The sequence below is a fragment of the Vibrio sp. MACH09 genome (assembly GCF_033238805.1).
In the GTDB taxonomy this organism is placed as follows: Bacteria; Pseudomonadota; Gammaproteobacteria; order Enterobacterales; family Vibrionaceae; genus Vibrio.
Genome location: NZ_BSFZ01000001.1, coordinates 2,089,719 through 2,109,851 on the forward strand (window position 1 = coordinate 2,089,719; position 20,133 = coordinate 2,109,851).

The following is a 20,133-nucleotide window of genomic DNA, read 5'->3' on the forward strand; positions in this document are numbered from 1 at the left end:
AACACATTAGTTAAAGCTTGCATAACAACACTTTTTATATTTTTTGCCTGAGCCACATGGACATGGATCATTACGACCCGGCAGCGCATTTTGCGCCGTCGAGGTTAACTGTGTGGAGAGATAGAAGTCACGCATCGAGTTAAGCTCAACTTCTTTAATAAATTGATAAGCAGATAAGCTGCCTTTTTGCATAGCCAACTTAGCTAATTCAAGCCCTTTTTTCCGATCCATCGTCCTGCCGAAGCCATTATAATAAGCGGCTCCCATAAGGCCAAGGCATTGAACCGAGCTCTGCTTCAATCCTTTCTCAATATAGTACAGCGCTTTTGAATTATCCGGCTCAACCGCTTTACCTTCTGAATAGTATAAAAACAAGCCACACAATCCGTTGTCATCCAACTGTTCTGCTGCTTGAATCAGCAAGGCTTTGGCGCTTTTATACTGCCCTTCTTCATAAAGCGCATTACCAAGAAACCCGGCAGATTTGCTATGACCTTGATCGGCAGCAAACTCTAATATGGTCAACGCATTGGCGACTTGGTTCTCCATGACGCCACTGGTAAGCAACACTCGACAATAATTAAACAGAAGATCTAATTGATGGCCTTCCAAATCACTGAGTTGAGGCGACGGCTGCGAAAAGTCATTAAAGTCGATGCTAACGTCAGAGCAACTCAGTTTAAACGCCGTTTCATAGCAGTTAATCGCACCGCGATAGTGGCTTAACAATAACTGCATATTTTGCACTTCATTTTCTCGCAACTTATGATGAATAATTATCGCGTCGGTTATCATGGCCTCATAGGCTAATCCTGCTCTAAAATGGGTGTCCCAGTTTATTGAGGTTAACGACTCTAAAATAATCTCACTATTTTGTGCCATGGCCACCGCAGTAGAAGTAACCTCTAGCACCTCTTCTCCGCGGATGGCAAAATGACAAAACTTAAGACAACTCACTAAGCAAGCATTCGTTTCAGCAATCCGCTGAACAATCGTCTGTTTATTGTCAAATTTACCTTCATCATCACTGCCATGATGAGCACCATTGTTGGCATTTTCTCTAATTGTTGACAGCTGTTGAGCAAACTCAGCATCAATAAAATTGTGTTGTTGCAGAAATTGGATTTTCTTCCATAAGCTATTCTTAGACGAAAAAGGTTGCTGATGATGATGAATCAATACGTCACAAATACACTCAGCGGCTTTTCGATACTGAATTAGCGCATAATCTGGGATCGAAGCCCCATAACGTAGCGCACTGGTATAGTAGCCCTCAATACGAGGATCGATACTCTGGCACAATGCGATATCTGTATAGCTGCTCAATCTACTGGTTCCTTTATTCTCATCCACTTTTCGTCACTCAACAACTCAGTGTTGTACGGATAACCTTGAAAGGGATAGCTATTACTTGATTCATCTTTACTAAACCGATTTACTAAACCAAATGGATTAATGTCGCTGTGAATCCTGCATTTTAAAGCGATTCAAGTATATCAGTACTGCAAAATATAACCTAAACCGTTAGGTTATTTCCCTTTAGTAAAACAGACATCTGACTTGTTACTAAGATTTTTATTCGAATCTGTATGCAAGCATATGAAAAATAACGCACAACATCGTCATTAACTGTTAGTATTTACTATGATTAAGGTTAACAGCCTCAAGTCTAAGCGATCTATACTCAAGTAATCTCAAGATGCAGGATTCAGAGCAACATCAACAAGTTCAGTTCAAGAAAGATAATTGAAGGAATGGCATTCCCTTTCAAGATTATCTGACGCAGAAATGGGCGTGTTGATGTGCTCCCAAAGGGCGAGTTTTATTGGCCCCTGCTCTGTGTTACTGATTCTTGCCGTAGAATGACTATGCCTTCAAATCAGTGCCTTGATCAGCAGCCAATAAATTCTCGCTGAACAAGCACCTTGAGGTAATTTGAGTATATGTTTATCACCCTTATAAAGGAAAATGGGATGAGATATAACATCAAATCCATGGTTTTAGCCATTGCCATTGCGCTTCCTATGCCTGCGCTGTCTATTACCATTCCAGAACCGCCAAAACTCTCTTCAGATAATTATATATTGATGGATTACTTATCAGGGGAAGTTCTCGCCTCATCAGGGCAAAATCAACCATCCGCCCCCGCGAGTTTTACCAAATTAATGACCGCTTATCTTGTTGGACAAGAGATCAGCGCCGGTCGCCTGCATTGGCAAGACAAGGCGACCGTGAGTGTTAATGCTTGGTCAATGAAGTTTCCCAACTCTTCAAAAATGTTCATTCAACCCAAAGATGAAGTCGAAATTGAGAATTTACTCAAAGGGGTTATTGTACAATCCGGTAACGATGCTTGCGTGGCTCTGGCAGAACATATCGCAGGAAACCAGACCGCTTTTATAAAATTAATGAATGAAAAAGCCAAAGAAATTGGCATGAAGAATACACATTATGTCAATGTGCATGGACTGGACGGAGATGGCAACCGGACAACCCCATACGATACGGCACTACTTATGCAGCGTATAATTAAAGATACGCCAGAGGTATATCATTTATATAAGATTCGCAATTTTACTTGGAACAAAATAACTCAATACAATCGTAACAAGTTGCTGTGGGATAAGTCGCTAAAAGTGGACGGAGGCAAAACAGGTTACACTCGCAGTGCTGGATATGGTTTAACCGCTTCTGCCAAAGAGGGCAGACTTAGATTAATCTCCGTCATCATGGGAACCGATAGCAAAAGGTTACGTGTCGAAGAGACCCGCAAACTCTTGTCGTATGGATTTCGATTTTTCGACACTAAAAGCTTTGCCAAAGAGAGCCGCCCTTTAACATACAGCGTGGTCTGGAAAGGCGAGAAAAGTAAAGTGTCTCTTGGCGTGAATAATGATGTGTATATCACTCTTCCTAGAAAGCAGATCGAACATACCACACGAGTCATTGAGATAGATGAACCTCTGGAAGCACCGCTATCAAAAGGGCAAGTTGTTGGTGTTGCAAAATGGCAAGTTGAAGGTGAAACGGTTTACAGTACGCCATTGGTAACCAAAGAAGCCATACAACCCGCATCATGGTTTGGACGAACCATAGATAGCATCCGCTTATTTTTCAGTTCAATAATGAGCAAGTTTTCCGACTAAACTCCTGAACAAACGCTGAGATAGATTAACTAGGGTCTTTAATAGTATGACGAATATCCCATGAGACCGTTTTTCTATCTGGCTCTATCTGACGAAGAGGCTCAACCTGTTTTAACTCGCTGTGACTACGTTCAGCGAGACGTTGATACAGTTTAGTGCCTCTCTCTTTCCAACTTAACTCTTTGTCGGTCACTTCCCTTATCACACGAGCAGGACTACCAATAATCATACTTCTCGACTCATATTGGCTTTTGGTTTTTACAAAGCTATTGGCACCAACAATCGATTCTTTTCCTATTCGAGCTAAATCCATCACAACTGCATTCATGCCAATGAGTGTGTTCTCTTCTATATAGCAGCCGTGAATAATAGCACCGTGGCCAACATGAACATTCTGTTCCAGTACCGTCTCTTCACCTGGAAAACCGTGCATAACACAATTGTCTTGAATATTGGCACCGCGCCTAACAATCAAGCGCCCAAAATCGCCCCGAAGCACAGCTAACGGGCCGACATAGACATTCTGTTCAATAATGACATCACCAATAATCTCAGCACTAGGATGCACAAAAGCACTGGAGTGAATTACGGGTGTTACCCCAGCGAATTGATAAATAGGCATGATTCCATCCTTAGAAATATTTGCGCCTAGCTTAATCCGCCAAAGCGAATATAGTAATTAGGAGACGGCATCGGCAGTTTTCCATTTGCCGTTTCACTGTTCTCCATTAGATACGTCAACGCTTTAGCGTGCACTTTATGATAGACATTAATCGCCATCTGCTCGGCCTTCTTCCTTGGCCAATCTTGCGGCAGTAGTGCCGCGGGCAAATCTGGATCTCTAACGATAATCCGACGATAAAAATGAATAACCAGCAAGCGCATTTTAAAAGCATTCGCGTGACTAATTTCATTTTTATCGCTGCTATTTAAAACCTGCCATATCGGTTCAAATAAGCCAATAAAATCGTTATATTCCTGCTCAATACGTTGTAAATCCCACGCTTGGCTGACCATATCTCTCAACGTACTGCTGTCATTTGAAAAAAGCTCTGCCTGTTGGAATATTTTCGCAGAAGGTAGTTTTTCGGTTATTTGCTGCTTAATTTCTGGCGTCAGTTGTTGAAGGTCAGGCTGAATAAAAAAATCTTTATCAAATAGACCAAAGCCTTTGTGCTGCAAATAACGGACTTGTGCTTTATTGCTATGTGTTGGGCCTAAATCGGTATGGATCAGATTCCAGCGGTTATTCCATTCTGGACTATCGGAGTGGTATATTTTTTTATTGGCAACCAACATTTCGTTGTATCGCTCCGGCTCTAAATAGTAATAGCTTTTTCGCCCCTCTTTAGAAACCGTTAACCATTCATCTTTATGCAACCGAAACACTGAAGAGCGTACAACACGTTGATTAAAACCTAATGTTTCCATCAAGTGAATCAGTGAACCTAACCAAATACCGCCGCCACAAGTCCACAGATAATCACCGTAAAAAGAGACAATCAAGGAAGTGCCACTAATGGATTGATGACTCTTCATCTGGTCAAAAAAAATGTCTAGTTCTTTGTTCAAGATAACTCCATTTAGAACAAGGGAATAAATTAATCGCTTAATAATGCTAGTTCGCGATTTATTGTCAACTACTCAACACACAAATGCCCCTGCTTACAGAGACATTTGTGCGGTTTTACTGAGTTTAGTTACGAAGATCTCGAACTCGCACAGCTTTACCTTCTGAACGTGGTATGCCATCAACAGGAAGCAAATCGATGGTTGTGGAAATACCTATCATAGATTTAACCTGATGCTGCAATTTAGCGGTAATTTGAACAGCATCATCAAGGAAAATGTTGTCTTTCACTTCAATCAGTACGACTAAATGATCCAAGTTCCCTTTACGAATAACTTCCAGCTGATAGTGCGGGCTAAGTTGCTCGATTTGAAGAATCTGCTCTTCAATTTGGGAAGGGAAGACATTCACACCACGAATAATCAACATATCGTCACTACGACCGGTTATTTTATCCATTCGGCGCATCGGTCTTGCGGTGCCCGGCAGCAGTCGAGTTAAGTCTCGTGTACGATAACGAATAACGGGCATCGCTTCTTTTGTTAGCGAGGTAAAGACCAACTCTCCATGTTCACCATCCGGCATAACCAATCCAGAATTCGGGTCTATCACTTCTGGGTAAAAATGGTCTTCCCAGATGGTTGGGCCATCTTTTGTTTCTGCGCACTCCATTGCAACACCGGGTCCCATCACTTCAGATAGCCCATAAATATCGAGTGCGGTAATGCCTAATCTCTGTTCGATCTCTTTACGCATCTCGTTAGACCAAGGCTCAGCCCCGAAAATACCCACTTTAAGAGAACATTGTGATGCATCCCCATCTGGGTAGCTTTTCTCCAGTTTATCCAACAAGTTTAAGCAATAAGAAGGCGTGACCATGATGATTGATGGTTTAAAGTCCTCAATCAGCTGAACTTGCTTTTCCGTTTGTCCTCCAGACATTGGAATCACAGTTGCGCCAAGCTTCTCTGCACCATAATACGCGCCTAGGCCTCCGGTGAATAACCCGTAACCATAAGCAATATGAATGATGTCTTTTGCACTTCCCCCTGCTGCACGAATCGATCGAGCAACGATAGACGCCCACGTATCAATGTCATTTTGAGTGTATCCAACTACGGTTGGTTTTCCTGTTGTGCCAGATGAGGCATGAACACGCGCCACATCTTGCATTGGCACCGCAAAAGTACCAAATGGGTAATTTTCACGTAAATCTTGTTTAGTGGTATATGGGAACTTGTTAATATCCTCAAGACATTTAAAATCCGACGGATGAACCCCTGCCTCATCAAACTTCTTGATGTACATAGGCGAGTTTTTGTACGCGTGTTCTAATGTCCATTTCATACGTCTAAATTGCAGCTCTCGCAATTCTTCAATAGAAGCCGTTTCTATACCTTCCAATGTATTTGAAAAGTTAACCATGCTTGTTTCTCCTCAGAAATCCTTTTGTGTTTAACCACTGACTTACTACGTCTTTTTCTGTTTTAATTATTCAGACGTTCTCTATGATCATGGCAATTCCTTGCCCAACTCCTACGCACATACAGCACAGTGCATATCTAGCTTGTTTTCTTTTTAGCTCGTTACACGCAGCCATAACGATTCTGGCGCCGCTCATACCTAAAGGATGACCCAATGCAATGGCTCCCCCATTGGCATTAACATGCGCAGCATCATCGGGAAGTGCTAACTCACGCATAACCGCTAAGGCTTGCGAAGCAAACGCTTCGTTCAACTCGATAACATCCATATCAGCAATAGATAGACCTGCCATCTCAAGCGCTTTTTTTGCAGCTGGTGCAGGTCCAATTCCCATTACAGCGGGTTCAACCCCTACGGTAGCGGTCGCGATCACTTTCGCTTTTGGCGTTAGTCCAAAACGTGTCACTGCATCATCATTCGCAAGCAACAGTGCAGCAGCACCATCATTGACTCCAGATGAGTTACCAGCGGTTACCGACCCTTGCTCTGCAAATGGCGTTCTCAGTGCAGACAGCTGTGCTAACGTTGTTTGCGGTCGAGGATGTTCATCTTCAGTCACCACGAGGGCATCACCCTTTCGTTGTGGAATTGACACTGAAACGATCTCTTGCGCCAAGATGCCAGACTCTTTTGCTTGTTGTGTTCGTTGCTGACTGCGCAGTGCATAGGCATCCTGATCTTCACGACTAATGCTATAGCGATTTGCCACATTCTCCGCGGTTTCAGGCATAGAATCGGTTCCATACTTGGCTTGCAAAGCAGGGTTAATAAAACGCCAGCCTATGGTGGTATCAAATAGCTGCCCATCTCGAGCAAACGCCGACGTTGCTTTGTTCATTACGTAAGGTGCGCGAGACATGGACTCGACGCCCCCCGCGAGCATTAAAGATGCTTCTCCCGCTTTAATGGTTCGCGATGCATGGCTGATAGCATCCATTCCTGAGCCGCACAATCGATTCATTGTTGTTCCCGAGACATTGACGGGTAAGCCTGCCAGCAACAACGACATTCGTGCTACATCACGGTTATCTTCACCCGCTTGGTTGGCGCAGCCTAAAACAACATCATCGACTTGAGTCCAATCAATGGCCGGATAGCGTTCCATCAAGGCTTTTAACGGAATAGCGCCTAAATCGTCCGCCCTTACCGCCGATAATGCACCACCAAATCGACCGATTGGTGTACGCACTCCATCGCAAATATATGCATTCGTCACTTAGATATCCTCTTCAACAAGTTGCTTGCCAATTCGATGGGACTTACCACGAAATAGCGCCACCAATTTATTATGTTGGTTACTTATTTCCACATCATAAGTACCGGTAATTTTTCCCTGTGTTTTTACTTGAGCAACCGCGGTAAGCTGGTCTCCTTCGAACGCTGGTCGGATATACTCAATACTGCACCCCGCCGCGACCGCTGCCTGATTTTCGCTATTGCACGCGAAGGCAAATGCGCTGTCCCCAAGGGCGAACAACATACCGCCATGGCAACTACTGTGTCCGTTTAACATTGCTTGTGTCACTCGCATGATCACAGTGGCGCTGCCCTTTGCTACATCAACCACTTGCATGCCCATCTCTTTGGTACAGTGATCATGCTGCAACATCGCGGCTACCGCTCGTTCTGCCGTGTTTCGCTCGGCAATCAATTGTTCGGCGGCGTCTGGTTCAACTGTCTGCTGCTGGTTTTCTTGTTGCACCTTTGCTGAGGTAGATAAAGTCATGTTTTGTTTCCTTTTCTGGTCAGCGCGAATCGACTCAGCAGTGGCGATGGGCGATAGCGCTCTTCACCGTAAAACTGCTGTAAATTCATTAGGGTAGTCAGTACTTTTTGCCAGCCAACATGCTCTCCTTGCTCTATTGGCCCGCTTGGATAATTCACGCCGCTCTTCATTGCCGTATCGATATCTGGCATGGATGCGCCATCTTGATTCGCCAAGTCGAGCGCCTCATTGATAAGCATGCACCATGTACGCCAGACAATCAGCCCCGGATAGTCGTCAATTAGTAGTACGTGTTTACCTTTACTTTGAAAGTAAGCCACCACAGAATCGGTCTCTTTTTGGCTATTCTGTTCTGCTGACGCGAGAATAATCACCTCACTGGCGTGATAGTCTTGGCAAAAGTCAAATAAAACCACTGGACGTTCAAGGGTATCTGCCAACTGATAAGCACTGATACCTTGAGTTGGCGCGACGTATACGCCGTTAATGTCAGCGTATGGCGTATCGTTATTTGCTTCCGATAGAGGTGCACCTGTCAATTCGACGAATGTAGTAGCAGAGCACCAATCTCCGTGTAGCGTTATCGATGGTGGCTGAGTTCCCAGAAGGGTAATCGCTGCAAAGTTGGGTGCGGTGAGTGGCGCCGAGTCCGAATAGTGATAAAAGCCTCGTCCGGATTTACGCCCCAAAAACCCAGCGTCAACCAGCTCTTTTTGAATCAGTGACGGTACAAAACGTTTATCTTGGTAGAAAGCATCGTAGACGCTTTTAGTCACAGCATAGTTAACGTCATGACCAATGAGATCCATCAAGCTAAAAGGCCCCATTTTGAACTGCCCGGCTTGTGTTAAGCAGTAGTCAATATCTTCTATCGTCGCCGCGCGCACCTCTAATACCCGAAGCGCTTCTGCGTAAAATGGGCGAGCAACTCGATTAACGATAAATCCCGGCAGTGAACGAGTAACCACCGCGTGTTTGCCACATGACTGAGCCCACGATTTCGCTTGTTGGCAGACGTTGTCATCGGTAGCGATGCCTCGGACCACTTCAACCAATTTCATCAATGGTGCAGGGTTAAAAAAGTGCAGCCCTACAAATCGCTCTGGTTTCTCTAACGCACTCGCAATAGAAGTAATCGATATGGAAGAAGTATTACTGGCTAACAGGCAGTCGTTGCGACATATTTTCTCTAAGTCTTGAAAAAGGCTCTGTTTGATTTGCAGGTTTTCAACAATTGCTTCGATGACTAAATCCGCTTTCGCTACATCTTGCAATTGCGTTGAGCACTCAATCCGCTGTAGCAAAGCATCAAGATTTTCCTGAGTCATTTTGGCGCGGGCAACGCGCTTAGTTAACTGTTTCTCTATGGTACTTTTGGCGTCTAGCGCTTTTCCTTCTTGTAGGTCAAAAAGCACCGCTTGATAGCCTGCTTGTGCAGCCACTTGAGCAATCCCCGCTCCCATCGTGCCGGCACCGATAACCGCGACAGTCTGTATCGATTCACTCATGGTTTTACTTCCCTTTAAATTGTGATGCACGCTTTTCAAAGAAAGCTTGAATCCCTTCGCGATAATCTTCGGTACGACCAGCCATAGTTTGTAGGTCTTTCTCCAACTCAAGCTGTTGATAAAAATCGTTATGACTTGAGTGAGATAAGGCCTTTTTAATTAGACTCAAACCTTGGGTTGGTTGGGTCGCCAAATGGCTAGCCACAGCCATCGCAGATTCGATTAGCTGCTCATCATCAACACACTGCCAAATCATCCCCCATTGCTCTGCTTTCGTTGCCGTCACCTTGTCACCAAGCATCATTAAGCCTTTGGCTCGAGCGCTGCCCACCAAACGTGGTAACTGCCAAGTGCCCCCACAATCGGGTATTAAACCAATCTTGCAAAATGCTTGAATAAACGATGCCGATTTTCCAGCAAAAACAATGTCACACGCCAAAGCGATATTTGCTCCCGCACCTGCCGCAACACCATTCACCGCCGCGATAACCGGTTTTGGCATTTGGCTAATCTGTTTTACAAGAGGGTTATAATATTTCTCAATGCTGTTACCTAAGTTGGGAACATCTTCAGCATCGCTGACATTACGGTCATTCAGGTCTTGACCCGCACAGAATCCTCGTCCACTACCGGTAATTAACACCGCACGAACCGACTCATCCTTCTCAGCTTGCTTTAATGCTGCCCGAAGCGCTTTATGCATATCGGGGTTAAAGCTGTTGAGCTGTTTTGGGCGATTAAGCGTAATAAGCGCAACACCCGCTTCTATATGCAATAAAATAGAACTGTCCATGTCTATATTCCTTTAAATATCGGCTCTTTTTTTGCCAAAAAAGCTTGAATACCTTCTTCTCTGTCTTTGGTCTCTGCCAGTAAACTGAACAGTTGTCGCTCCATCACTAAACCTTGAGTTAACGAGCTGTTTGCAACAGATTTAAGCGAGGTTTTAGCGGCTTTAACGGCTAACGGTGCTCGCTTAGCAATTGTGCTGGCTATCTGCTGCGCCTTATGGAGTGTGTTTTCTGTTACTGTGACTTCACTGATCAATCCAGCTTGCAGTGCTCTTTTTGCAGAAATAGGTTGCCCAGTTAACACCATCTGATTGGCAAGTGACTTACCGACAGTGCGCGCCAAACGCTGAGTGCCTCCGGCACCGGGCATTAAGCCTAGGGTGATTTCCGGCAAACCAAAAAGGGTGTTATCCCCAGCAATCACAATGTCACATAACAGCACAAGCTCCAGCCCGGCTCCCAGTGCGTAACCATTTACCGCCGCAATCAACGGCTTCTCAAACTGATCAATTTGCTGCCAAAGTTTCGGCCGCGGGTTTTGCCAAGTGGTGATTGCTCTCTGTGTCGATAACTCGCCCAGATCTGCTCCAGCAGCGAACATCTCTTGCCCGCCATATATCACCACGGATTTCACGCTAGGTTCATCACTGGCGTTTTCTAATAGGTCACCTAGCTGCCGTAACACATCGTTACTTAGCGCATTACGTTTGTGCGGTCGATTCAGAGTCAGTGTCAATACACCTTCTGCACTCATATCGCAGTAAAGATCTTTGTTGTCATTTTGCTGCGTCATATGGCCCACTCCCTTACACATCGAAGTCAATTTCAATTTCACTAGAGGTCGGCACAGCCTGACAACTTAGTACATAACCGTTTTCAACTTGCTCCGCTTCTAAGCTGTAATTGGTGGCCATTTCAACCTGACCAGATTTAACTTTGCAGATACATGTTGCGCATACACCACCTTTACATGCATAAGGTAAATCAACCCCTTGACGTAAAGCGGCATCTAATACGCTGTCGTCCTGCGACGTCATATCGATATTCATTACTCGTCCGTCACGCTTTAGCGTCACAACGGTACTTTCTGACTGATTGAGTGGCTTCTCTCTTGATTTACTTGCGGTATTAAATCGTTCTACATGGTAGTTATCTTCACTTAAACCACCCTCAACAAGCACGGTATAACAGGTCTCTAGAATCTCTTCTGGACCACAAACATAACAAGCATCAAACTGACTCCAATCAAACAAGCTGCCACCAAGTTGCTTCAATTTGTCACCGTCAAGACGACCATTCCATAACTCCACGTCATTACTTTCACGAGAGAAGAAGCAGTTCACATGCAGACGGTCAGGGTAACGATTTTTTAGTTCAAGTAATTGATTACGGAACATCATGCTGTTGGCATTTCGGTTTCCGTACAGTAGGGTAAAAGTGCTGCTGCTCTCTTGCTGTAAGGCACTCTTTAACATAGACAAAATAGGAGTAATGCCTGAGCCTACCGCTATACCGAGGTAGTTCTTTTGCTCACCGCTAACAGGGGTAAAACCAAAACTTCCTTGCGGTGACATAACCTCTAGCTGATCGCCCACTTTAAGTTGGTGAACCGCATAGTTTGAAAATCGTCCATCCGTAATCGCTTTAATACCAATCTGAATTTTGTGTTCATCAGGGGAAGAACATATTGAGTAGCAGCGTCTAAGCTCTTGCTCATCAATCGTGGTTTTGATGGTCAGATGTTGACCAGGATGAAAGCTGAATTTACTTTCTAGCTGTGACGGAACATCGAATGTAACAATTACCGAGTCGTCGGTTTGCTTATCGATTCCCGCCACTGTTAATGTGTCGAAATCTGTCATTATAATCCCTTACTTTATATGCACTTGAAGTAGTCAAATGGTTCTTTGCATTCCCTGCATTGATAATGAGCTTTACAGGCCGTTGAGCCGAACTCACTGACCATTTTGCTATCGTCACTGCCGCAATGTGGACATTGTGGCTGAGGGTTGATGGCACTCTGCATACACGCCTTTCTGTCTGGTGGTGCAATGCCATACTCACGCAATTTCTGCTTACTCGACTCTTGCATCCAGTCAGTGGTCCACGCGGGATCCAACTGAATCTCTACCGCAACTTGGCTAAACCCTTCTTTAGCTAAAGTACTGCGTATATCACTTATCAATATTTCTGTGGCAGGACACCCTGAGTAAGTGGGAGTAAACTTCACTAACCATTTTGTTCCCTGCTTTTCCACACCTCGCACCATTCCCAGCTCGCCAATGGATATAACCGGAATCTCGGGATCGGGAATGGCACTAACCAGTTGCCAAACTCGATATGATTGAGGATCAGTAAATGCGTCAACTATTTGATTAACCATACGAAATATCTACCATTGTTGGTTTGGGTAGGTTCGTTGCAGGTATTGGAGTTCAGCTAAAATAAAGCCGAGGTGTTCACTATGCTGCCCCACTTTTCCGCCTAACTGTGCATACTTAGTCTCTGGTAAACTCAGTTTCGATTTAGTGAGATCAGCCTGAACATTGTCTAGCCACTGCTGCTTTAATTGGCTGACATCTACAATAATCCCCAATTCTGCCAACGCTTTTTCTTCTGCACTTGGTACAAACATCTCGTCGCTATAACGCCACAGATCATTTAACGCGGTTTGAACTTTACTGTTACTCAGTTCTGTTCCGTCACCTAAGCGTTCCAACCAACCGGATGTATACCGCAGGTGATAAGAGGCTTCTTTAACGGATTTTTTGGCAATGGCGGCCAGTTGTTCATCTGCACTTGTGCTCAACGATTGCAGTAGCAAATTATGGAAATGGTCGTAGAGAAACTGCCTGACTAATGAAACATCGAATCCTTCATTAGGGCGCTCAGCAATCAGTAAATTTTTGTATTCTCGCTCTTCTCTCAAGTAGGCATAGTCGTCTTCGGTTTTGTTCAATCCTTCTAATTGCCCTGCATATTGATAGCAGTTGCGAGCTTCTCCTAACAGATCTAAGCCGATGTTGGCCCACGCCATATCAATCTCGAGCTCAGGTGCGACACCACACCATTCAGCTAGACGATGACTTAGTATTAAATTTGTATCCGCAAGTTGTAGTAAGTAGTTGACTTTAAGCTGTTGTAAATCCATCGATGACTCCTTACATGTGCTTAATGTCAGCGGGGATAACATAGTGACTAGCATGTCGGTACACTTTGTCCTCTGCTGGGTCAAAAAGTGGTCCGGACTCACTCGGCTGTGAAGCGGTAATTTGCATTGATTCAACCACCCAGATAGAACAGCCTTCACTACGGCGAGTGTATAAATCTCGTGCAGCTTCCAAAGCCATCTGCCCATCAGCAGCACGTACACTACCGACATGCTTATGATCTAATCCTCGCTTACTGCGCACAAAAACTTCATACAATGGCCAGTTAAATGAACTCATTTTGATTCTCCTTAATCTTGTTCCAATCAGTGCTAGTGCTTGTTGTTCTCTCTGCGCTCTTCTAGCCCTGCTTTCGTCAATATTTCAACAGCTAGATGGTGTTAAGCCGCACTTTCCATCTGTTTTTTTGAGTGGGCCAATGCCGCCTCACGCACCCATTCACCATCTTGCCAAGCTTGCTGTTTCGCTTTAATTCGCTCGTGATTACACATGCCATGTCCATTAATCACTTGATAAAACTCAGTCCAGTCAATCTCACCAAACTGATAGTGACCTGTCTCTTCATCCCACTTTAAGTCTGCATCTGGGATGCTCATACCGAGGGCGTGGACTTGATGTACCGTGTTATCAACAAATTTCTGGCGCAAATCGTCATTACTGACGCGCTTTATCTTCCACGCCATGCTTTTTGCTGAGTTTGGGGAGTCACTGTCGCTTGGGCCAAACATCATCAATGCCGGCCACCACCAACGATTAATTGAGTCTTGCAGCATCGCTTTCTGCTCTTCACTGCCATCAGCCAACGCTCGGCAAGCTTCGTAGCCTTGACGCTGATGAAAACTCTCTTCTTTACAAATACGTACCATCGCTCTCGCGTAAGGACCGTAAGAGGTTCGACACAGTGCTACTTGATTGACAATCGCTGCGCCATCTACCAACCAGCCAATCACGCCAACATCCGCCCAATTAAGCGTTGGATAGTTAAAAATGGATGAGTACTTCATCTCGCCAGTTAACATCTTTTGATAAAGGTCATGACGCTCGCCATCCAGTGTTTCTGCTGCACTGTACAAATACATACCATGACCCGCTTCATCCTGAATTTTGGCTAGCAGTACCGCTTTACGACGCAATGATGGTGCACGAGTTAACCAGTTCGCTTCCGGTAGCATTCCAACCACTTCCGAATGTGCATGCTGACCAATCTGACGTACTAAGGTTTTACGATACCCTTCTGGCATCCAATCCTTGGGTTCTATAGCAATCTCTTGTTCTATTTTCTCTTCGAACCATGTTTGCTCTAAAGACATACCGCCTCCATTCGTGATACATAATATTTATTTAGTGTAAAAATAATGTATCACATAAAACACAATTGGCAACATTATATTTACAATTAATTAAAATATATTTGACTTAGATATGATTGATGTGTGAACGATAAAAAACAGGGCACAACGGCCCTGTTAAGATAAGCACTGACAAAACAGCGCTTTAATTAGAAATCACTCTGTTGTCGAGCGACTAAGGTTAGAATGGTATACAGGGCGACGGGTGTCCCCTCTTGATTGGTAACTTCCACATCCCACGCCACAACGCCTACTGCTTGTTCTTCTTCATTTTTTTGGCGTTTCTTGGTTTTCTTTTTACAGGTTAGATGCACTTGAATCGTATCACCGATTTTAACCGGCTCAATGAATCGTAAGTCATCCATTCCATAGTTTGCCAAGACTGGCCCAGGTGCCGCTTCGACGAACAATCCAGCCGCAGCAGAGATAATGAAGTATCCATGCGCCACACGTTCGCCAAACATCGACTCCTTAGCGGCGATTTCATCCATATGGGCATAGAAATGATCCCCACTTAGACAGGCGAAATTAACAATATCAGCTTCGGTAATCGTGCGTCTTGCGGTGGTTAACGTTTCACCTACCGCAAGATCCTCAAAATACTTTTTAAATGGGTGAGCAACATCACGGGTGGTTACCGCGCCTCTAACCCACTCACCACCTATACTGGCTAGCATACTCGGAGAACCCTGAATGGCGGTACGTTGCATATAATGCTTAACACCACGCAGCCCACCCATCTCTTCACCGCCACCGGCACGACCAGGTCCACCATGCACTAACATAGGTAATGGTGAACCATGCCCTGTTGATTCCTTGCTGGACTCTTGATTAAGAACATGCAACCGCCCATGGCAAGCAGCAATATCAAGGGCAAGATCAGAGGCTACTTTCGGTGATGCTGTGACAATACTTGCAACTAAACTGCCTCTGCCTTTTTTGGCAATTTGACCCGCTTGCTTGATGTTGCTGTATGGCATTAAAGTACAAACCGGACCAAACGCTTCTTCGGCATGAACCGCGTCTACCTCAAGTGGATTGTTACAGCGTAAAAGCGTAGGCGGATAATACGCTCCACTTTGTGAACCTTTTATCGACAATGAGGCTTGGTTGCCACCGGTAAGAACCTCACAATAATTTGATAATGTAGTCACTATCTCTTTTACGTCGGTTACCTGAGACTGCCCCGCCAAGGCGCCCATTTTTACACCTTCAATACTCGGGTCACCAACAACAACTTGTTCAAGCTTGCTAACCAGCGCTTTAGCCACATCATCGATTAGGTGTTCTGGTACAATTGCCCGACGGATAGCGGTACACTTCTGCCCCGCTTTTACAGTGATCTCTCTGGTTACTTCACGGACAAACAGTTTAAATTCAGCCATATCCACCGTAACATCATCACCTAAGATGGCACAGTTAAGGGAGTCAGCTTCCATAGTAAATGGAATAGATTTGGCGATAATGTTGGGGTGAGATTTTAGCATCTGCCCCGTTGCCGCAGATCCGGTAAAAGTGACCACATCTTGAAAATCTAACTGGTTAAACATATCACCCACAGAGCCACAAATGACCTGAATCGCTCCTTCTGGAAGCAAGCCACTCTCTTCCATGGCCTTTACCATTGCCTGTGTTAAGTAAGCGGTATCTGTTGCCGGTTTTACAATTGCGGCGACACCCGCCAGCCAAGTTGGAGCTAGCTTTTCTAGCATTCCCCAACAAGGAAAGTTATAAGCATTTATATGCAGCGCGACCCCTGTTTTACTTGTCAAAAAATGACGCGCAGCAAACCCACCCTCTTTTGATAGTGGGATCAGTTGGTCTTCTGCCCAGATCACATCATTGGGCAATTCACGATTGGCAAGGCCTGAGTAGTTAAATAGGGTCGCGACACCGCCTTCTATATCAATCCATGAATCAACTCTAGTTGCACCGGTGTGTTGAGAAAGTTTATAGAATTCTTCTTTGCGCGATAGTAGGTATTTAGCTAACTCTTTAATCATGTTAGCTCGCTGCAAAAACGTCATTGAGCTCAACGCCTTTGTTCCTTTTTCTCGACCAAATTCTAGTGCCGCTTGAGTGTCCATACCCTCAGCGCTCACTTGCCACATAGGTTCGCCATTTAAAGCGCTCGCCACAGTGCGAACATTGCCATTCCCGAAGTACCAATTCCCTGCTACGTAGCTGGTTAACTTTTCCATTTTTTGTCCCTCATTAAACAATCACAAAATTGCAACATTGAGTGCACATAAAAACCGCACTCAAATCACAAAATTACATCTTATTAACATTTAATATACACAATTCATAATTTAAATGATACGTTTTAATCATGAAATGACATTTGGACGTGTCATTTTGTGAGGAGATTTTTCTACTTAATAGAACTAATAAAGGGACCCGTTATGTTTAAATCAGCTGTCGCTAGAGGCGTTTCTGGACTACTCGTTGCTACTCTTGCATTTAGCCAGAGTGCGCTAGCACAAACTCACCAATTAAAAGTTGCAACTTGGCTCAGCCCAATGCAGACCATGAATGCCGATGTCTTACCGACATGGGGGAAATGGATCGAAGAAGCGACGGATGGGCGCGTAACGATAAAACTAGAATATGATTTGGCGCATCCGAAAAGCTTGGTTGAGTTAGTTGAAGATGGTGCTGTTGATGCAGCTTGGACATTCCACGGCTACATGCCTGGACGTTTTCGCCTGCCACAAATTGCAGAACTGCCCGCTAACAGAGCTAGTGCGGAAGCCGCATCTGTTGCTCACTGGCGCGTAAACGATAAGTATTTTAAAGACTCGTTTGAATACGAAGGTGTAGAACTCGCAGGAGTATTTGTTCATGGGCCTGGTCAAGTTCATATGCGCCAGCCTATCGAGTCAATCAAAGATCTTAAAGGCAAAAAAATGCGCGTGGGTGGCGGCATCTCTACAGAGGTAGGCAAACTGCTGCAAGTCTCTGGTGTGAGTGCCCCAGCAACAAAAGCGTATGAAATGCTATCACAAGGTGTTGCTGACGGACTGTTTATGCAGATGGACATGATGAAAGCGGCTCGATTTAAAGATGTGGCCCCCTACTCATACAAACTGCCTACCGGACTTTATTTAGGCTCTTTTGGGATTTTTATCAGCCCACAATTTATGGAAAAGCTGTCTAAAGAAGATCAACAAGCCATTCGTAGTGTCTCTGGCGAAAAGCTATCGGCGCTGGCTGGTCGTTATTGGTCTAAAGCGGATGAGATTGGTGAAGCGGATATTCTTGCCTCAGGCAGCAATGTTACTGAGTTCTCCCAACAAGATATCGACTACTTTCGTGAGTTAACAAAAGGTCTGGACGAAAAATGGATCAAGTCAGTGAAATCTCGCAAAGTTGACGCAAAAACAGCGCTAACAGAATTCCGCCAGATAGTTAGCGAGTATGAGCCACTCGACCTGTAGGAAATAACCATGAGAGCATCTGTACTCTGGTTAACTAAAAGTTGGGAGTATTGCGCCCAACTTTTAGATAACACACTAAAACTGTTCGCCTGTGCCGCACTAATGTTGATGATGACACTGACTTGTATCGACGTGGTAGGTCGATACCTGCTTGAAATGCCGGTCATGGGCAGTGTTGAACTCACCGAAATATTGCTGGGCTCGCTGGTATTTTTAACTATGCCATTAGTAACATGGCGAAAAGAGCATATCAGTGTTGACCTAACCGATAGCATCATCCCGAGAAATATCAAAAACATTCGTGATATGGGATTTGATGTTGTTGTAGCCATTAGTCTTGCGGTCATTGGTAGCAAAGTTTGGGAGCTTGGTGATCGCGCATTGCGCTATGAAGAGATGACTGAGTATTTGGAGATCCCAACCTACTACTTCGTTTATTTCCTCGCAATTTCATGTTGGCTCACCGCTATCACCTCTTTGGTGTTGGTAGTTACGCGGATATATAACAAAGAATATAATAATCAAAAGGATTGATATGACTATTGCCTTAATCGGTTTTGCGGTACTCATGGCGCTAATACTATTGAGAATGCCGATCGCCTTCGCTATGGCAGCTGTTGGCTTTATCGGCTATGCCGCATTAGGTGACTGGAACTTTAATGGCGCATTAACTGTGAGTGCGAAAAGGCTGATCGATACTGCCCAAGACTATGGATTGTCGGTGATCCCTATGTTTATCCTTATGGGTAACTTAATCACCCGCGCAGGCATGTCACAAGAGCTGTATAAAGCGTGTTACGCATTTTTGGGCCACTATCGTGGCGGACTCGCAATGGCAACCGTTGCAGCATGTGGTGGGTTTTCCGCTATTTCCGGTTCGAGTTTAGCCACTTCTGCCACCATGGCAAAAGTAGCAATGCCTTCAATGCGTAAATATGGTTACTGTGACAGCTTAGCCTCAGCGTCTATCGCAGCGGGTGGAACGCTAGGTATCTTGATCCCACCAAGTGTCATCCTCATTATTTATGGTGTTCTTACCGAACAGAGTATCCGGGATCTATTCGCGGCAGGCTTTATTCCCGGTATGCTTGGTATTCTTTTCTACCTATTGGCAACAAAGTTTGTGGTTTGGCGCAACCCGAAAGCGGGGCCTAACGGTCGCAAAATGTCTAAAGAGGAACGTTTCTCTGCGTTACGTTCAGTCTCTGGTATTTTGGGTCTGTTTGCTCTGGTAATGGGCGGCATCTATCTAGGTGTCTTCACTCCAACAGAAGCGGCTGGCATTGGTGCCGGTGGTGCTTTTGCCATTGCACTATATCGCCGCACGTTGACATGGGGGGGTCTAAGAGAGATTCTGATTGATACTGCTCGCACCTCAACCATGTTGTTTGGCGTTATCATTGGCGCGCTAATTTACTCTAACTTCGTAAACCGCACAGGTCTACCTCAAGAACTGGTCGTCTGGATGCAATCTTTTGGCGCTGAGCCATTCTTAGTGATTTTAGCCATCATGGCGGTCTACATCTTATTAGGCACCGTCTTTGAAAGCCTATCAATGCTACTTTTGACCGTACCCATTTTTTACCCTTTGGTAGCAAGCCTAGGGTTTGATTTAGTCTGGTTTGGTATTGTGGTTGTTGTGGTAACAGAGATCAGTTTGATTACACCGCCGGTGGGGTTAAATATTTTTGTTCTTAGCAGTGTTGTTAAAGATATTAAGACCAGCACCATTTTCAAAGGTGTGACTCCGTTTTGGTGTGCAGATATAGTTCGATTACTTCTTCTGTTACTTTTACCGCCATTATCTCTTTGGCTACCGAGTATTATCTAGCGTAAATAACCCTAGTTCTGTTAACCCAAAAATGTGGCTGGATTAAATAACCGCCACATTTTTTATTTCTGACGATTTAATAGCAAGTGAAAAGCAGCACCATTGTCAAACGACGTT

The 20,133-nt window shown here is 44.7% G+C and carries 19 protein-coding genes; 4 read left to right on the forward strand and 15 right to left on the reverse strand.

All coding sequences use genetic code 11. The annotated features are described in order from the left end of the window. Positions 1-6: 6 nt before the first annotated feature. Complete coding sequence (locus CHJ_RS09275) at positions 7-1,353, reverse strand: SEC-C metal-binding domain-containing protein (RefSeq protein ID WP_317917517.1); 1,347 nt, start codon at positions 1,351-1,353, stop codon at positions 7-9. Positions 1,354-1,973: 620 nt separating this feature from the next. Between CHJ_RS09275 and CHJ_RS09280 the strand changes: the two genes are divergently transcribed. Continuing rightward, positions 1,974-3,146, forward strand: coding sequence for a D-alanyl-D-alanine carboxypeptidase family protein (locus tag CHJ_RS09280; protein WP_171754106.1), 1,173 nt, complete (start codon positions 1,974-1,976; stop codon positions 3,144-3,146). 25 nt (positions 3,147-3,171) lie between these two features. Here CHJ_RS09280 and CHJ_RS09285 read toward each other — a convergent pair whose 3' ends face one another. The 14 genes from CHJ_RS09285 to paaZ all read right to left on the reverse strand — a co-directional run bounded on the left by CHJ_RS09285 (position 3,172) and on the right by paaZ (position 16,946). Beyond that, positions 3,172-3,768, reverse strand: a complete 597-nt coding sequence (locus CHJ_RS09285; RefSeq protein WP_317917518.1) for a DapH/DapD/GlmU-related protein — start codon at positions 3,766-3,768, stop codon at positions 3,172-3,174. A 26-nt stretch (positions 3,769-3,794) separates the two neighbouring features. After that, a complete protein-coding gene (locus CHJ_RS09290) occupies positions 3,795-4,718 on the reverse strand; it encodes a PaaX family transcriptional regulator C-terminal domain-containing protein (protein WP_171754104.1) in 924 nt (307 codons plus the stop codon). A 124-nt stretch (positions 4,719-4,842) separates the two neighbouring features. Beyond that, entirely contained in the window at positions 4,843-6,141 is a 1,299-nt protein-coding gene (gene paaK, locus CHJ_RS09295) for a phenylacetate--CoA ligase PaaK (protein WP_317917519.1), read from the reverse strand. A gap of 70 nt (positions 6,142-6,211) precedes the next feature. Then, positions 6,212-7,417 (reverse strand): 3-oxoadipyl-CoA thiolase, encoded by a 1,206-nt coding sequence (gene pcaF / locus CHJ_RS09300; RefSeq protein ID WP_317917520.1) that lies wholly within the window; start codon positions 7,415-7,417, stop codon positions 6,212-6,214. Next, positions 7,418-7,927 carry a hydroxyphenylacetyl-CoA thioesterase PaaI gene (gene paaI, locus CHJ_RS09305; RefSeq protein ID WP_317917521.1) on the reverse strand — a complete coding sequence of 170 codons (510 nt, stop codon included), beginning with the start codon at positions 7,925-7,927 and terminating at the stop codon, positions 7,418-7,420. Next, positions 7,924-9,435: a 3-hydroxyacyl-CoA dehydrogenase gene (locus tag CHJ_RS09310; protein WP_317917522.1), complete on the reverse strand. Its 1,512-nt coding sequence runs from the start codon at positions 9,433-9,435 to the stop codon at positions 7,924-7,926. Before CHJ_RS09310 ends, paaI begins: the two co-directional genes overlap by 4 nt. A 4-nt stretch (positions 9,436-9,439) precedes the next feature. After that, positions 9,440-10,228 (reverse strand): 2-(1,2-epoxy-1,2-dihydrophenyl)acetyl-CoA isomerase PaaG, encoded by a 789-nt coding sequence (gene paaG, locus CHJ_RS09315; protein WP_317917523.1) that lies wholly within the window; start codon positions 10,226-10,228, stop codon positions 9,440-9,442. A gap of 2 nt (positions 10,229-10,230) precedes the next feature. Then, a complete protein-coding gene (locus tag CHJ_RS09320) occupies positions 10,231-11,019 on the reverse strand; it encodes an enoyl-CoA hydratase-related protein (RefSeq protein WP_171753283.1) in 789 nt (262 codons plus the stop codon). A 13-nt stretch (positions 11,020-11,032) separates the two neighbouring features. Continuing rightward, positions 11,033-12,088, reverse strand: coding sequence for a 1,2-phenylacetyl-CoA epoxidase subunit PaaE (gene paaE, locus CHJ_RS09325; RefSeq protein ID WP_171753282.1), 1,056 nt, complete (start codon positions 12,086-12,088; stop codon positions 11,033-11,035). Between the two features lie 14 nt (positions 12,089-12,102). After that, positions 12,103-12,609 carry a 1,2-phenylacetyl-CoA epoxidase subunit PaaD gene (paaD, locus tag CHJ_RS09330; RefSeq protein ID WP_171753281.1) on the reverse strand — a complete coding sequence of 169 codons (507 nt, stop codon included), beginning with the start codon at positions 12,607-12,609 and terminating at the stop codon, positions 12,103-12,105. 9 nt (positions 12,610-12,618) lie between these two features. Continuing rightward, the gene (paaC, locus tag CHJ_RS09335) at positions 12,619-13,377 is read right to left on the reverse strand and encodes a 1,2-phenylacetyl-CoA epoxidase subunit PaaC (RefSeq protein WP_317917524.1); all 759 of its coding nucleotides are present in this window, start codon (positions 13,375-13,377) and stop codon (positions 12,619-12,621) included. Between the two features lie 10 nt (positions 13,378-13,387). Next, positions 13,388-13,675, reverse strand: coding sequence for a 1,2-phenylacetyl-CoA epoxidase subunit PaaB (gene paaB, locus CHJ_RS09340; RefSeq protein WP_171753279.1), 288 nt, complete (start codon positions 13,673-13,675; stop codon positions 13,388-13,390). Between the two features lie 101 nt (positions 13,676-13,776). After that, positions 13,777-14,706 carry a 1,2-phenylacetyl-CoA epoxidase subunit PaaA gene (gene paaA, locus CHJ_RS09345; RefSeq protein ID WP_317917525.1) on the reverse strand — a complete coding sequence of 310 codons (930 nt, stop codon included), beginning with the start codon at positions 14,704-14,706 and terminating at the stop codon, positions 13,777-13,779. 188 nt (positions 14,707-14,894) lie between these two features. Beyond that, the gene (gene paaZ, locus CHJ_RS09350) at positions 14,895-16,946 is read right to left on the reverse strand and encodes a phenylacetic acid degradation bifunctional protein PaaZ (RefSeq protein WP_317917526.1); all 2,052 of its coding nucleotides are present in this window, start codon (positions 16,944-16,946) and stop codon (positions 14,895-14,897) included. Between the two features lie 204 nt (positions 16,947-17,150). On the opposite strand from paaZ, the gene CHJ_RS09355 reads away from it, so the two are divergent. From CHJ_RS09355 to CHJ_RS09365, 3 genes are read left to right on the forward strand one after another with little or no spacing between them, the layout of a single operon-like run. Beyond that, positions 17,151-18,185 (forward strand): TRAP transporter substrate-binding protein, encoded by a 1,035-nt coding sequence (locus CHJ_RS09355; protein WP_317917527.1) that lies wholly within the window; start codon positions 17,151-17,153, stop codon positions 18,183-18,185. 9 nt (positions 18,186-18,194) lie between these two features. Next, on the forward strand, positions 18,195-18,719 hold the full coding sequence (locus CHJ_RS09360; protein ID WP_171753275.1) for a TRAP transporter small permease: 525 nt from the start codon (positions 18,195-18,197) through the stop codon (positions 18,717-18,719). Position 18,720: 1 nt separating this feature from the next. Then, positions 18,721-20,016, forward strand: coding sequence for a TRAP transporter large permease (locus CHJ_RS09365; protein WP_317917528.1), 1,296 nt, complete (start codon positions 18,721-18,723; stop codon positions 20,014-20,016). The last annotated feature ends 117 nt before the right edge of the window (positions 20,017-20,133 follow it).

Excerpts from the sequence above, each read along its gene's own strand:
- paaG (WP_317917523.1), bottom strand. The coding sequence starts at position 10,228 with ATGGACAGTTCTATTTTATTGCATATAGAAGCGGGTGTTGCGCTTATT.
- paaK (WP_317917519.1), bottom strand. The coding sequence starts at position 6,141 with ATGGTTAACTTTTCAAATACATTGGAAGGTATAGAAACGGCTTCTATT.
- CHJ_RS09280 (WP_171754106.1), top strand. The coding sequence starts at position 1,974 with ATGAGATATAACATCAAATCCATGGTTTTAGCCATTGCCATTGCGCTT.
- paaD (WP_171753281.1), bottom strand. The coding sequence starts at position 12,609 with ATGGTTAATCAAATAGTTGACGCATTTACTGATCCTCAATCATATCGA.
- paaE (WP_171753282.1), bottom strand. The coding sequence starts at position 12,088 with ATGACAGATTTCGACACATTAACAGTGGCGGGAATCGATAAGCAAACC.
- paaC (WP_317917524.1), bottom strand. The coding sequence starts at position 13,377 with ATGGATTTACAACAGCTTAAAGTCAACTACTTACTACAACTTGCGGAT.
- CHJ_RS09310 (WP_317917522.1), bottom strand. The coding sequence starts at position 9,435 with ATGAGTGAATCGATACAGACTGTCGCGGTTATCGGTGCCGGCACGATG.
- CHJ_RS09365 (WP_317917528.1), top strand. The coding sequence starts at position 18,721 with ATGACTATTGCCTTAATCGGTTTTGCGGTACTCATGGCGCTAATACTA.
- paaA (WP_317917525.1), bottom strand. The coding sequence starts at position 14,706 with ATGTCTTTAGAGCAAACATGGTTCGAAGAGAAAATAGAACAAGAGATT.
- CHJ_RS09320 (WP_171753283.1), bottom strand. The coding sequence starts at position 11,019 with ATGACGCAGCAAAATGACAACAAAGATCTTTACTGCGATATGAGTGCA.
- paaI (WP_317917521.1), bottom strand. The coding sequence starts at position 7,927 with ATGACTTTATCTACCTCAGCAAAGGTGCAACAAGAAAACCAGCAGCAG.
- paaZ (WP_317917526.1), bottom strand. The coding sequence starts at position 16,946 with ATGGAAAAGTTAACCAGCTACGTAGCAGGGAATTGGTACTTCGGGAAT.
- CHJ_RS09355 (WP_317917527.1), top strand. The coding sequence starts at position 17,151 with ATGTTTAAATCAGCTGTCGCTAGAGGCGTTTCTGGACTACTCGTTGCT.
- CHJ_RS09360 (WP_171753275.1), top strand. The coding sequence starts at position 18,195 with ATGAGAGCATCTGTACTCTGGTTAACTAAAAGTTGGGAGTATTGCGCC.
- CHJ_RS09285 (WP_317917518.1), bottom strand. The coding sequence starts at position 3,768 with ATGCCTATTTATCAATTCGCTGGGGTAACACCCGTAATTCACTCCAGT.
- paaB (WP_171753279.1), bottom strand. The coding sequence starts at position 13,675 with ATGAGTTCATTTAACTGGCCATTGTATGAAGTTTTTGTGCGCAGTAAG.